We start from the raw sequence: 14,586 nt of genomic DNA on the forward strand, positions 1-14,586 counted from the left end.
TGAATTAGTGACCTCCACCGCCACCTTCAACGTGATTTATTCCTTGTCTTTTTAATATTTTAGGACAATAGAAACCATAGAATCCTAAATATGCAAAACCAATAAGCGGAACAATGTATGAAAAATGTGTCCATGTGATTCCGAAAATTCCTTCAGGGCTTGTAAGATCAATATCACATATGCTTCCTTGAATTAAAGGAATAACTCCTCCTCCAAGAATCATCATGATAAGGAATGAAGATGCTTTTCCTGTGTTTTTACCTAATCCTGCAATCGCTAAATCGAAGATTGATGGCCACATGATAGACAAGAATAATCCTCCAGAGATAAAGAAAAATTTAGCAATTTGCGGATCCGGACAAACTAATCCTGCAAGCATCATTAATAAACCTGAGATACCAAAAAGCATCAATGTTTTTCCTGCATTTTTACCTCCCACAAAACTTACTGCAATAAACAATAAAATCCAGATTGGGTAAATGTAGAATGAAGAAACATCATGCGCAGCAAAAATATTAGCTCCAATAATTACTCCGAATGCTACAGCAGGAACAATAAATTTTAATGCTGTATTTACTAAGTTTGAAGTGTTGAAAACGTTTGCACCACCATTCCAGCGACCAATCATTAAACTACCCCAATAAAGAGCAATAAATGGAGCGATAGCGTCTTCAAGTACATTTCCAAACTCTGCTGTGTGTAATAAAGCCGGTAAATTACTGATAATTGTTACTTCTGTTCCAACATAAATAAAGATTCCCAACATACCTAAATAAAGTTGTGGATAATCTGAAATGTTGAATTTTTCGTGTGCTACCTTAACGATTACTTCCTCTTCTTTTACCGGGTCTTCGATTTTAGAGAAGTTCATGAAAATTGCGACTACTATAAAAGCAAGTCCTAAAATTATAAATGGTAGTTTGATATCTTCTAATGAAAGTGACGTGTTTTTGTTATCTCCCATTCCAAACAAAGCGATTCCTAATAAAATGGCTCCAATTGTAGTTCCAAATGAGTTGATTCCTCCTGCCAGAGTCAAACGGTGAGCTCCTGTAGCAGGACTTCCCATTTTAATAGCTAACGGATTTGCTACAATTTGCTGGATTGAAAACCCTAAACCTACTGTAAATAAAGCTGTTAAAAAGAATGGAAAACTTTCCATTGTTGCAGCCGGGATGAATAAAAATGATCCAAATGCTGAAAGTAATAAACCAGCAGAAAGGGTTTTTTTGTATCCGAATTTTTGTAAAACATCTATTTTTAAAGATATTAAAAAGAAAATCATTGATCCTACGAAATACGCGGCATAAAATGCCCAAGCCACTAATTGTGATTGTACTTGTGATAATGTAAATACTTTTTTGAATACTGGAATTAGGATATCATTGGCTGAACCAACAAAACCCCAGAAGAAGAAAACAATTATCAACGAGATAAACTGTCCCCATTTGGTCTGAACATTTTCTGAACTCATAATTTAAGAGGTTAATTTTTTATTTTATTGTTTTTTGAAGACCGTAAATATATTTGTTAAGTATATCAAAAAAAAATAAAAAGGCACAAATAATGTTAAATTTAAACCAACGGCATCATTTTTTCAACAATGTGTTAATTTATACCTAGTTAGAAAATGAATTTATGAATTAGATTTTATTCAAGAATTTTGTTTTTCACCTCTTTGCTGTAATTTCTGCCTATCGGAATAGTGTACGATTGGATTTGAATACGATTTCCTTCAATAGATTTTACTTTATTAAGTGCAATTACATAGGATTTATGTATGCGCAAAAAACGATCTGCCGGTAATTCTTCAGATAATGAGGTTAAAGATTTGTGGGTAATATAGGTTTTATCAGGGGTTACCACTTTTATGTATTCCTTCATTCCTTCAACAAATAAAATTTCTTCGATATTAATTTTCATCATTTTTTTATCGACTTTGATAAAAATATGAGAGTCGCCTTTTGTGTTTTCGACTTTAATATTGTTTTTTAAATTGTATTCGGTGGTGATTTTATTGATGCATTTTATAAATCGCGGTAACGGAATGGGTTTTACTAAATAATCTAAAACATCAAGGTCGTAGCTTTCGGCAGCAAATTCCCTAAATGCAGTGGTTATAATCACTTTGGTTTTATTTTCGATTAAACTAATGAGTTCAAAACCGGTCATCATAGGCATGTTAATATCCAGAAATACGGCATCAACCGGAGTGCTGTTGATGAAATCCAGCGCTTCCAGAGAATTATTGAATGTGCCGATTACCTCAAAATCTGTAAAATTGGTGAAATAATTTTGCAGGACTTTGATCGCTAATGGCTCATCGTCAATCAACACGCATTTAATCTTCATTATTAATAGGTATTTGCAAACGGATTATATAGTAGTTTAATTTCGTTTTATGTTTTAAACTGAAATTGTTTTTATAAATTAATTTTAGTCTCTTTTTAGTATTCACTAAACCAATTCCGCCTTTAGCATTTAGATTTTGTGAATTTACAAAATTATTTAAGATTTCAAAATCTAACATTTTGTTGTCGATAACTTTACAATTGATCTTAATTTTTAGGTTATTATTGTTGACACCGCCGTGTTTAAAGGCATTTTCGACCAATGAAATAAAAATTAAAGGAGGAACAACAATGTCTTCGATATTCGATTCTAAATTAACCGTAACCTCAACGTTTTCAAAGCGCAGCTTCTCAATTTCGATATAATTTTGAATGTAATCAATCTCTTTAATTAAGGGAACAAATTTGGTTCCTTTTACATCATATAAAACATATTCCATCAAATTTGACAGTTTTATAATCACATCAGGAACTTTATCAGACGATTCTAATGATAAAGCATACAGATTATTGAGTGTATTGAAAAAGAAATGTGGCTGAATTTGGTTTTCCAGATACTTTAATTTGATTTTGAACTGGTTTTCTCTTAATGATCGATTTCTTTCGCGTTCCCTTAGCCAGGTTAAAGTCAGATAAACAGATGAAGCCATGGCAAGAACATACAATTCACCAATACAAACGGCAACAATATGGTTGATTTCAAAAGGGTGATATTCCCTGTTGGCTTCCGGCCATATATTTTCGGAAATAATATAATAGGTCAAGGCGGTTTTTAATAAATAAATACCAAACAGACTTATTATCAGGGAAACAGTATACGTAATGTATTTCTGCTTTAGAACATAACGCGGTACTAAAACAAAAAGATTGAAATACACTAACGGAATGTGTAATGAAAACTCAATCAGGTTGGATTTAAACGAGTACGGATAATCATTAAAGTACGCTCCCCATCGTAAAAAGTTAAGGGTGAAGTAGCTTCCCCAAAACCAAACGTGATTTTTAAGCTTAATGTCAAATTTTAATTTTTGAATTTCAGTCAACTTTGATTTAATGATTTTATGGGGTTTGTTTCTTCTTAAGAAATATTGTGCAACTTTAAACAATTACTGGGTAAAACGCAATTCTTTTAAATAAAATTTTATAAAAAAACCGAATTAATATATTATTTACTTGGGATATCGTTTTCGTAAAACGTATTATTGATTGTTTTGTGTCGTTGGTTTAAGGTTTTGGGCTGTTTGTTTAAAATGTTTTATTTATGTTAATTTTAACAATAAATTTATCGCTTAACCAAGAAAACCATGAAAAAATGAAACAAATTATGTTAATCTTTATGATTGTATTTACTGCGCAGGTCTCGCTTGCCCAAGTAAAAACAATCAAAGGTTTAGTAAGCGATCAAAACGGATTGCCGCTTCCGGGAGTAAGTATTATTATTCAGGGCGGAAAAACGGTAACCCAATCTGATTATGACGGTATGTATACGATACAGGCATCTACAGGAGATGTGCTTGTTTTTTCGTATATCGGAATTAAAACTAAAACGGTCACTGTATCGACTTCGGCTACTATAAATGTAGTGCTGACAGAAGATGCTCAAAATTTAAATGAAGTTGTAGTTACTGCTTTAGGTATTAAGAGGCAGAAGAAAGAACTGGGATATGCCGTTCAGGATATAAAAGGCGATCAGTTAAATAAAGTAATTACACCCAATGTGATGACATCGCTTTCAGGCAAAATAGCCGGAGTTGATGTTTCGATTCCTGCCACCGGAGTTGCAGGAAGTACAAGAGTCATTATACGAGGTATTTCAAGTATAGGCGAGAGTAATCAGCCGCTTTATATTGTTGACGGAATCCCAATTGATAATGGTGGCTTGTCTAATGATAGCGCTGCAACAAGCAAATGGTTTGACGGAAGGGATAACGGAGACGGGATTTCCGGGATTAATCCAAATAACATTGAAAGTTTGACCGTATTAAAAGGTGCGGCCGCAGCAGCATTATACGGATCAAGAGCTTTGAATGGTGTAATTTTAATTACCACTAAAAAAGGAAGCAAAGGAAAACTTCAGGTCGAATTAACCAGCGGCGTGAGTTTTGACAGAGTGAATGCTAAATACAAAGATTTTCAAAGTGATTACGGGACAGGATCAAACGGAGTTTTGCCGGATCCAATAAAAGCACCTACAGAAATTTATGGATATACAACAAATGCCTGGGGACCTAAGTTTTCTGAAGCAGTAGGACAACAGGTAAAAATATTTGACGGTTCAATGCGGCCTTACGCAAAAGTAGAGAACAATATTCAGGATTTTTTTAGAACCGGATTTACTACTACAAATGGAGTTGCGGTTTCCGGTGGAGGTGAAAATGCATTTGTCCGTTTTGGATTTAATAACCTGAAAAATGATGACGTGATTCCGGGTTCAGGTCTGGAAAGAAACGATGCGAGTTTGAATGCTACTTTAAAATCAGATAAATTTACTCTGGATGCGAACGTAAATTATATTGCAGAAAACACCAATAACAGACCCGGTTTAGGAGATTCACCTAACAATGTGGGATATTCATTAAGCGGTTTGGCCCCGAATATTGATCAGGCATGGCTTAAGAATTATAAAAACCAGGAAACAGGTCAAATTTATCCCTGGAACAATAACGTCTATTTGTTGAATCCTTATTTTACAACACAGGAAAATCATAACGCATCTGTTAAGAATCGCTTTATAGGGAATGTTGCCGGAACTTATCAGTTAAAAAAATGGGCAGCATTAACTTTTAGAACAGGTTTAGATACTTATGTATTTAATGCTAAGGATTTTATGGCGGCAGGAAGTACATGGCCGGGAAGAGATGAGGGATATCTGGGTTTAAATACGATCAATGTATCAGAAATGAATACTGATTTAATCGCGACTTTCAGCGACATAAAATTAGCGAAAGATTTTACTTTCTCCGGAATTTTAGGCGCAAGCAGAAGAGATTTTAAAAGAGAACAAAATTCAAGATTCGGAACAAAAATTATTGAGCCGGGAACAGAATATATCAGCAATTTTGTGAATCAGACAGAAAATGCTCCGGTTGTCACCGAAACCAGAACAAACTCCGTTTACGGTTCTGCAAAATTTGATTACAAAGGATATTTATATGCAGAGTTTACCGGTAGAAATGACTGGTTTAGTGTCATTAATAAAGATGCCTTTTATCCTGCCGCTTCGTTAGGTTTTGTATTCTCAGATGCTTTTGGCATACAGGGAGATTCTTTTTCTTATGGAAAATTAAGAGCTTCATGGGCGCAGGTTTCAAATGCTCCGGGAGCGTATAAAAATGCATTGAATTATACCACTTTTGCATCTTATAATGGGCAGAGTGTTGTCAATATTAAAAATAGTGCCGCACCAAATCCTGATTTAACCTATCAGTCAAAAACAGGAATTGAATTTGGACTTGAAACGGCTTTCTTCAAAAACAGATTAAGAGCAGATATTACAGTATATCGCGAAGATACATCAGATCAGACACTTGATTTGCCTTCATCTGCCACTTCCGGATATGAATATATATCTGTAAATGCAGGAGAATTACGAAACGAAGGTATCGAACTTTTTATATCCGGTTCGCCTATAAAAACGAAAGATTTTGAATGGGGAATTGATTTGAACTTCTCAAAAAATAAAAACTCAATTCTTTCCTTACATCCGGATATTGATACTTATACTATTTCTGAAGCACGTTGGGCGGGAGCTGCAATCGTAGCACAAGTTGGCGGACAATACGGAACTATTATGGGAAGGGATTTTTTAAGAAATGAAGCCGGAGAAAAAGTAGTTGCCGCAAATGGTTTACCCTTATTTACAGATGAAAAAGTAGCATTAGGAAAAGGACTTCCGGATTGGGCTGCGGGTTTAACAAACAGATTCACTTATAAAGGGATTACGCTTCAGTTTTTACTGGATATGAAATTTGGAATGGATGTATATTCCATGACAAATTCAGTTGCAGCAACAAAAGGACTTCTTGATGTAACTACAGAAGGCAGAGATGCATACAACCAGGCAAGAGCTCAGGCTGTAGCCAATGATCCTAATTTTAGCCAGTCAACATGGGTGCCAACTGCAGGTTATGTTGCAGAAGGTGTTGTCAATACCGGAACAGCAGATAATCCTGTATATACAAAAAATACAACTCCTGTTAATCCTCAGGATTACTGGAATACAGTTTTTAATAATACACCGGCACCGTTTGTTTACGATGCTTCCTATGTAAAATTAAGAGAGGTAAGTTTAGGATATACGATTCCAAAAAGTGTATTTGCAGGAGCAAAAATTAATTCAATTTATATCTCGGCATTTGCAAGAAACCTATTGACTTTTAGCAAAGATCTTCCAAACGTTGATCCGGAGTCCATGTATACTTCCGGAAACGGACAAGGATTTGAATATGGTTCATTACCCTTTAGAAGATCATTTGGGTTTAATATTAAAGTTGCATTCTAAAAAAAGAAATTATGAAATTTAAACAAATAATAATAGCCATACTCGCATTGTTTACCGTGGTTGGCTGTACCGAAAATTTTGACGAACTGGAAAAAGATCCAGTTGCATTGTCTGCAAATCCAGCCGGTCAACTTAGTTTTACACAGTTGGCTATGTCAGGTGATGGATTCTACCAATGGAGAACCAATCTAATTTATTCAGGTGGTTTTGTGCAGCATTATGCAGGAGCGTGGAATGTAACCGAATTTGGAAGCAAATTTAAAAAAGACGATGGATATGCAACTGCATTATGGAGAAATGGTTACCAAAACGAATTGAAAAATGTGGTAGACATTCTGGAAAAGACACAAGCAGATCCTGCTGCTGCAAATATGAATGCCGTTGCAAAAATCATGAAAGTAATGGTGGCGCAGCGTATTACGGATATTTATGGAGATATTCCATATTCTGAAGCGGGACTAGGATTTTCTAAAGCAATTGTTACCCCAAAATATGACAAGCAGGAAGATATTTATACCTCATTTTTTAAAGATTTAGAAGAAGCTTATAATCAGTTAAATACTGGTGGCGGACTTGTAAAAGGTGATTTATTCTATAACGGAGACATTACAAAATGGAAAAAACTTGCCAATACTTTACGATTGCGTTTAGGAATGAGAATTTCTGAAGTAAAACCTGCTGAAGCTGAAAAGCAGGTAAAAGCAGCTTTGCAGGCAGGATTATTTACAAGTAATGAGGATAACTGTATCATGCAGCACTTAGACGCAACATTTAATGATGATCCTGCATCTATCGATTTTAGAGGAAATGGTCTGGCGTATGCTTTTAATGGAAATGAAAACGGAGATCACTTTAGTACTTTGGTCATCAACTTTTTAAAAGATAACGGAGATCCAAGATTAACCATGTATGCAACCCCTAAAACAACAAGTGGCATTGCTTATGGAGGCTCTATACAACCGGGAGAATCTTTATATGAAGGTGTTAAGCCAGGACTTTTTCAATGGGAAGTTCCAATGGGAGCAAGCTCTACATCAGGAATACAATCTTATTTTAAGAAAAAAACAACACCATTTTTACATGTAAGTTATTCAGAAACTCAATTGTTGCTTGCAGAAGCCGCTTTTAGAGGATGGGTTGCAGGAAGTGCCGCTGATTATTATAGAAAAGGAGTTGAAGCAGGTATCAAACAATTAGAAATTTATGGTGCTGAACCGGCAACTCAGGCGAGTATTGATACTTATTTAAATGCAAAACCCTTAACAGCAGGAAAAGAAAAAGAACAAATTGCAACGCAACTCTGGATCACTTATATCTTTAATAGTATCGAGGCTTACTCCAACTGGAGAAGAACAGGATTCCCGCAATTAATTGCAATAACAAATCCCGATTCTGAAACAGGAGGAATCACACCAACACGTTTGTATTATCCAAATGATGAAATGCAGAAAAATGAAACAAATTATTTAGAAGCTTTGTCAAGAATGGGTGGTAAAAATGATTGGTTGAATAAAGTTTGGTGGGATAAAAATTAGATACTAATTCCATAATAAAGTCATGCCTGATGAGGTGTTATTTTCATTCTAATTAAGATTAAAAACAATACGTTTAAATTAAAAATTATGATAAAAAATAAAGCCTTATTAGGCATCCTTTTTTTTATAAGTTCACTTTTTTCAGCTTACAGTTGCTCGGTTGAAAAACCAACTGATATTGAAAATTCAAATAAAACGGCAAGAGTTGTAGGGTATTTATCATCTGATAACAGTAATAAAATGACCTCAATACAGTTTTGCAAATTGACACATTTAAATATTGCTTTTGCAAATCCGGATAAAAACGGAAATTTAATTTTTAATGGAGATATTGATGCTCTAATTCGATATGCAAAATCGGTTAATCCTAAAATTATAATTAGTATTTCGTTAGCCGGTGGTGTGATATCAGAGGAACAGGCTTTAAATTGGTCTTTTTTCATTGATCAACCTGAAAACCGACCCGCTTTTATTCAAAACATTATAAATTTTATCGAATTGCATCATTTAGATGGAGTAGATGTTGATCTTGAATGGAATGCGGTAACTTCAGGATATAGTGGTTTTGTAATTGAATTAAAAAAGAGTCTTACTAAACATAAAAAAATATTGACAGCAGCTTTGCCCAATAATTCCCGTTTCGAAAATATAAATACAGAAGCATTAAATGCATTCGATTTTATAAATATAATGGGATATGATAGTACCGGACCGTGGACTCCCAATAATCCCGGACAACATAGTTCTTTTGATTTTGCCAAAGAAGGAATCAATTTTTGGCATAAACTTCAAAATATTCCAAGTGATAAACTAACGCTTGGTGTTCCTTTTTACGGTTATAATTTTACTAATCCGGATGTTAGCAGTTCTACGTACGCCGAAATTGTCGAAGCCGGAATTGAATTTGCAGATCTCGACGAACTTGGAAATATATATTATAACGGCAGATCAACAATTGACCAAAAAGTAGCCTTCGCTTCTCAAAATACCGGAGGAATAATGATTTGGGAACTAGCGCAGGATTCTTTTACTGAATATTCTTTATTAGATATAATTCATAAAAAATATACAAGTTTAAAAGTTCGAACCACAGGATTGTGCGGGAATTAATCATTTTAGAAGGAAAACTAATAATTACAAATTAATAAGATTTTAACGCTTCCCAGTTTTTCGAATTACTATAAATTATATACCATTTAAGGTGATTATTATCTTAAATAGCACAGTATTAGGTTTTTATTGTAAATGATGATTTTTCACTAAATATCTAAAAAGACTGCATAAAGCTTTATTAAAATTGACAAATGGAATAAATAATTTAGCTTGAAAACGTTTTCGTGAAACGCATTATTGATTGTTTTATGTCGTTCGTTTAAAATTTAAAGCTGTTCGTATAAATTATTTTTTTTAACAATCCCTTAAGAATAAATTTACACCATAACTAACAAAATAAATAAACATGAAAAAAATTTTCTTAATCTTTATGATTGTTTTTACGGCGCAAGTTTCGCTTGCACAAGTAAAAAATGTCAAAGGTGTGATTACAGATTCTGATGGATTGCCATTACCAGGGGCATCCGTTGCAGTACAAGGAGGTCAGAAAGGTGCTACTACCGATTTTGATGGTTTGTACACAATTGAAGCTCAAAAAGGACAGACTTTAGTTTTTACTTACGTAGGTCTTGAAACACAATCAATAGTTGTAGGAGATGCTGCTACAATTAATGTGAAAATGCAACAAGGAGCGTCTAACGCATTAAATGAAGTGGTTGTAACTTCATTAGGTATCAAGAAAACAAGAAAATCATTGACTTACTCAGCTCAGGAACTTAAAGGAGAAGAGTTAACTCGTGTAAAAGATGCAAACGTTATCAATACAATTGCCGGTAAAATTGCCGGTGTTGCCGTAACAAAAAGTTCCGGAGGTACAGGTGGATCAACTAAAGTGGTTATTCGTGGAAACTCTTCAGTGGTAAATAGTTCACCTTTATATGTTATTGATGGTATTCCGGTTCTTAATGCTGGTTCTGGACAGCCAAATGACACATTTGGTAGTTTATCAGGTGGTAACCGTGATGGAGGAGATGTTGTTTCTTTGATTAATCCTGATGATTATGAGGGAATGACTGTGCTTAAAGGTGCGGCAGCTTCTGTATTATATGGTTCTCAGGGAGCAAATGGTGTAATTTTACTTTCATCTAAAAAAGCTAAAAACGGAAAAGCTAATATTACCGGATCTTCGGTAACTACTTTTGAAACTGCTGCTTATATGCCTAAATTCCAATCTGATTATGTGGCTGTTAAAGGTGCAGATGAAACTTGGGGTGATAAACAAAAAACGGATGATTACGTTAAAGACTTCTTTAATACAGGAGTTACGCAAATTTCTTCGATAGGTTATTCTACAGGTAATGAAAATGCGACTACATCATTTTCTTACGCTAATACATCAGCTTCAGGAATTATTCCGGGTAATACTTTAAAGAAAAATAACTTTGGAGTTCGTCAGACAGCTAAATTTTTTGGTGATAAATTGACTTTTGCTGCCAGCGGAAATTATACTTCACAAACGATTAATAATAAACCCGTGAATGGTCTTTATTTTAATCCGCTTACTGGTGTTTATTTAATGCCAAGAGGAAATGACTTTAATGCTTATAAAGAAAATTATGAAGTTTTTGATCCAAACAGAAATTTAATGGCTCAAAACTGGATGACAAACAGAGATATTATGCAAAACCCATATTGGGCTATTAACAGAAATAAATCTGAAGATACAAATGACTTTTTTAATGGTGCATTGTCTTTAACTTACAAAGCAACTAATTGGTTAAGTATTGCTGCAAGATATAACTACAACAGAATATCAAGCGGTTACGACAAATTTATCTATGCAACAACACAAGGAGCTTTATCTCATATAAATGGTAGATATTATCATGAAGATGCTTTAAGCACACAGCGTTATGCAGATTTAATTGCTACAATTAATACTCCAATATCATCAGATTTTTCTTTTAATGCTAACATTGGTACAAGTGTTAGAAATACAATGATCAATCAAAAAACAATTTTAGATTCAGGTGTTGGTGGAGGTTTAAAATATGCTAACTGGTTTACATTGCATAATTTTAATAACAATGCTGAGAACTTTCAGACAATCGATTCTAATAAAGAAATACAATCCATATTTGCTGCAACTACTTTTGGATATAAAGATATGTTATTCTTAGATCTTACAGGTAGAAAAGACTGGTCTTCAACATTAGTAAACACAGAAGAGGGAGGATATTTTTATCCATCTGTTGGTTTGACTGCCTTGATAAGCGAAATGGCTACATTGCCTGAATTTATTAACTACGGTAAAGTTCGTGCAGCATATGCGCAGGCAGGTAATGATGTTGCGCCTTTTATAACAACTCCTACAAATTATTACCCACAAGGAAGCGGAACAAAATACAACCCGCTTGTTGCTCCAAAAACAGGCACAAGTTTAAAGCCTGAATTGAAATCAGAATATGAATTTGGAACAGAGTGGAGAATGTTTAATAACAGATTTGGATTTGAGGTTTCTTATTATCATTCAGAAACTAAAAATCAATATTTACAAGTTGTTGCACCAGTTGGAAACTCTCAGGGTGTTGATTTCTATGCGATTAACGCAGGAAGTATAGAAAATAAAGGTATAGAACTTGTTTTAAATGCAGGAATTATTAAAGGAGATAAATTTTCTTGGGATGCTGCTGTAAATTATTCTCAAAATAAAAATAAAGTAAAAGAAATTCCGGAAGAATTAGGAGGAAGAATTAACCTGACAAATCCTGGAGTAAACAGCTACAGATATGCTTTGATTGAAGGAAGACCATTTGGAGTTATTGAAGGAATTAATTTCAAAAAAGATGAGCAGGGAAGAGCCTTAATAAATGATGATGGAACTTTTCAAAGAACAGATTTTGAAGAAGTTGGAAATTCTAATCCTGACTTTATGTTAAGCCTTTCTAACACATTTAAATTAGGACCATTCTTTGCAAATGTATTAATTGACGGTCGTTTTGGAGGTGATGTAATGAGTTTGACAGAAGCACAAAATGATAGTTTTGGAGTTTCAAAAGCATCAGGAGATGCAAGAAATGCCGGAGGTGTTACTATAAATGCTGTTAGAGCAAGTGATGGTGTTGCTGTTACAAAAATGGATGCTGAATCTTATTACAAACAAGTTGGTGGAAGAGCAGGTATAAGTGGAGAATATATTTATGATGGAACAAATGTAAGTGTTAGAGAGGTTTCTGTTGGATATACTTTTAATCCTAAAGCGTTGCCTTTTATTCAAGCTGCGAGTATTTCATTAATTGCCAGAAACTTATTCTTTATTTACAAGGATGCTCCTTTTGATCCAAACGTTGCTTTAAGTACAGGTCAGGGTTTACAAGGTGTTGATATTTATGGTTTGCCTTCTACTAGAAGTATCGGACTTAATTTAAATGTAACTTTCTAAAATTAAAAAAAATGAAACTAAATAAAACAATAAAAACCGCTATCTGTGTTTCTTTGCTTACAGTAGTTGGTTGTACAGATAATTTTGACGACATAAATACCAATAAAAACGGTATTACTCCAGCTCTTTTTGAACAGGATTTCAACCATATTAAAGGAGGGTTCTCTCCAATGTTTAATAATATCCAGATTTTAAATCCGCCTGATATGTATCAATTACAACAAGGATTAAATGGAGATATCTGGTCTGGTTACATGGCAAGTCCTACTCCTTTTGCAGGAGGGGTAAATAACACCACTTATTCATTAGTTGATAACTGGAACGGAGTTATATGGGATACTGCCTATAAAAATATAATGTACAATGCTAATGATATTGCAAATAAAGCCAAAGGAAAATACGATCAGTTTTATGCTTTGTCGTTGATTCTAAAAGTAGAAGGAATGCACAGGCTTACGGATATTTTTGGTCCGGTGATTTATTCAAAATTTGGTACTTTGGATACTACCATTGCTTATGACTCACAAGAGGAAGTTTACACACAAATGTTTAATGAGTTAGATATTGCAGTTGCTGAATTGACAAAAAGAGTAGACGCTGGTGAAGTTAGTGTTTTTGTTTCAACAGATGAATCCGGTTATAAAGGAGATTATAAAGCGTGGGTAAAGTTCGCAAACACATTACGTTTAAGACTTGCGATGCGTATTGTAAAAGTTAGTCCTGCTGTTGCTAAAGTTCAGGCTGAAAAAGCGATTGCCCATAAATTTGGTGTATTCACTACAAATGCTGATTTGTTTAAAGTGATATCTCCGGTTTATACAAATCCTATTGCAACTATTAGCGGCGGATGGTTAGATATCCGTATGTCTGCAGATATGGAATCCATCTTAAAAGGATATGAAGATCCAAGACTTCCGGTTTATTTTGATTCATCAATTCAATTTCCAGGAGAATATAAAGGGGTTCGTACCGGTATTGCTATTGCAGCAAAAGCTGATCACCAGGATTTTTCTGCAGTAGGTTCAGTGATAAGATCAAAAGAAGTTGTTTTAATGACTACTGCCGAAGCTTATTTTTTAAGAGCAGAAGGTGCTTTAAGAGGTTGGAATATGGGCGGAGATGCCGAGGCATTATACAAATTAGGTATTCAGGCTTCATTTGATCAAAGAGGTGCTTCGGGAGCTGCTGCATATTCAGCAGATAATGTTAAAACTCCTATTGCTTATGTAGATCCTAATTTTTCTGAAAATAACTCACCTGCTGTGAACAATGTAACGGTAGCTTGGGATGCTGCTGCAACTAATGAAGTGAAATTGCAAAAAATCATTACTCAAAAATGGATTGCAGGTTTCCCGGAAGGTCAGGAAGCATGGTCTGATTACAGAAGAACAGGATATCCTAAACTTTTCCCGGTTATTAAAAATTACAGCGGAGGTACAATTTCAAGTACGTTAGGTGTGAGAAGAATCAATTTTGTTCAGGCAGAAAAAACAGGAAACAAAGGAGGTTATGATACCGGACTTGCTAAACTAGGCGGACCAGATAATGGTGGAACCAGACTTTGGTGGGATACTACAGCTCCAAATTTCTAAAAAAAATATCAAAAGAATTATAAGAATTTAAGTTTGGTAAGTAAATGGTATAAGTAATGAAAGTTGCTTATGCCATTTCAAAACCAAAATTGTAAATAGCAAAAAAAGAAAA

Annotated in this window: 8 protein-coding genes; 5 read left to right on the forward strand and 3 right to left on the reverse strand. The window is 34.3% G+C overall.

The window, feature by feature from the left end:
- Positions 1 to 4: 4 nt before the first annotated feature.
- The 3 genes from ACHRVX_RS21005 to ACHRVX_RS21015 all read right to left on the reverse strand — a co-directional run bounded on the left by ACHRVX_RS21005 (position 5) and on the right by ACHRVX_RS21015 (position 3,394).
- Entirely contained in the window at positions 5 to 1,474 is a 1,470-nt protein-coding gene (locus ACHRVX_RS21005) for an MFS transporter (protein WP_395335907.1), read from the reverse strand.
- A gap of 176 nt (positions 1,475 to 1,650) precedes the next feature.
- On the reverse strand, positions 1,651 to 2,352 hold the full coding sequence (locus ACHRVX_RS21010) for a LytR/AlgR family response regulator transcription factor (RefSeq protein WP_394773142.1): 702 nt from the start codon (positions 2,350 to 2,352) through the stop codon (positions 1,651 to 1,653).
- The gene (locus ACHRVX_RS21015; protein ID WP_395335910.1) at positions 2,342 to 3,394 is read right to left on the reverse strand and encodes a sensor histidine kinase; all 1,053 of its coding nucleotides are present in this window, start codon (positions 3,392 to 3,394) and stop codon (positions 2,342 to 2,344) included. Before ACHRVX_RS21015 ends, ACHRVX_RS21010 begins: the two co-directional genes overlap by 11 nt.
- 269 nt (positions 3,395 to 3,663) lie before the next feature.
- On the opposite strand from ACHRVX_RS21015, the gene ACHRVX_RS21020 reads away from it, so the two are divergent.
- The 5 genes from ACHRVX_RS21020 (at position 3,664) to ACHRVX_RS21040 (ending at position 14,474) form a co-directional block, all read left to right on the forward strand.
- On the forward strand, positions 3,664 to 6,852 hold the full coding sequence (locus ACHRVX_RS21020; protein WP_395335913.1) for a SusC/RagA family TonB-linked outer membrane protein: 3,189 nt from the start codon (positions 3,664 to 3,666) through the stop codon (positions 6,850 to 6,852).
- 11 nt (positions 6,853 to 6,863) lie between these two features.
- Positions 6,864 to 8,387 carry a SusD/RagB family nutrient-binding outer membrane lipoprotein gene (locus ACHRVX_RS21025; RefSeq protein ID WP_395335916.1) on the forward strand — a complete coding sequence of 508 codons (1,524 nt, stop codon included), beginning with the start codon at positions 6,864 to 6,866 and terminating at the stop codon, positions 8,385 to 8,387.
- 87 nt (positions 8,388 to 8,474) lie between these two features.
- Positions 8,475 to 9,497 (forward strand): glycosyl hydrolase family 18 protein, encoded by a 1,023-nt coding sequence (locus ACHRVX_RS21030; RefSeq protein ID WP_395335919.1) that lies wholly within the window; start codon positions 8,475 to 8,477, stop codon positions 9,495 to 9,497.
- A gap of 349 nt (positions 9,498 to 9,846) precedes the next feature.
- A complete protein-coding gene (locus tag ACHRVX_RS21035) occupies positions 9,847 to 12,882 on the forward strand; it encodes a SusC/RagA family TonB-linked outer membrane protein (RefSeq protein ID WP_395335921.1) in 3,036 nt (1,011 codons plus the stop codon).
- A gap of 11 nt (positions 12,883 to 12,893) precedes the next feature.
- Positions 12,894 to 14,474, forward strand: a complete 1,581-nt coding sequence (locus ACHRVX_RS21040; protein ID WP_395335923.1) for a RagB/SusD family nutrient uptake outer membrane protein — start codon at positions 12,894 to 12,896, stop codon at positions 14,472 to 14,474.
- Positions 14,475 to 14,586 lie beyond the last annotated feature (112 nt).

It is taken from the genome of Flavobacterium sp. FlaQc-47 (assembly GCF_044006475.1).
Lineage (GTDB): Bacteria > Bacteroidota > Bacteroidia > Flavobacteriales > Flavobacteriaceae > Flavobacterium.

What these genes read in the sequence shown, in the direction of transcription:
- ACHRVX_RS21005 (WP_395335907.1), bottom strand. Translation starts at nt 1,474, where the DNA reads ATGAGTTCAGAAAATGTTCAGACCAAATGGGGACAGTTTATCTCGTTG.
- ACHRVX_RS21010 (WP_394773142.1), bottom strand. Translation starts at nt 2,352, where the DNA reads ATGAAGATTAAATGCGTGTTGATTGACGATGAGCCATTAGCGATCAAA.
- ACHRVX_RS21020 (WP_395335913.1), top strand. Translation starts at nt 3,664, where the DNA reads ATGAAACAAATTATGTTAATCTTTATGATTGTATTTACTGCGCAGGTC.
- ACHRVX_RS21025 (WP_395335916.1), top strand. Translation starts at nt 6,864, where the DNA reads ATGAAATTTAAACAAATAATAATAGCCATACTCGCATTGTTTACCGTG.
- ACHRVX_RS21030 (WP_395335919.1), top strand. Translation starts at nt 8,475, where the DNA reads ATGATAAAAAATAAAGCCTTATTAGGCATCCTTTTTTTTATAAGTTCA.
- ACHRVX_RS21035 (WP_395335921.1), top strand. Translation starts at nt 9,847, where the DNA reads ATGAAAAAAATTTTCTTAATCTTTATGATTGTTTTTACGGCGCAAGTT.
- ACHRVX_RS21040 (WP_395335923.1), top strand. Translation starts at nt 12,894, where the DNA reads ATGAAACTAAATAAAACAATAAAAACCGCTATCTGTGTTTCTTTGCTT.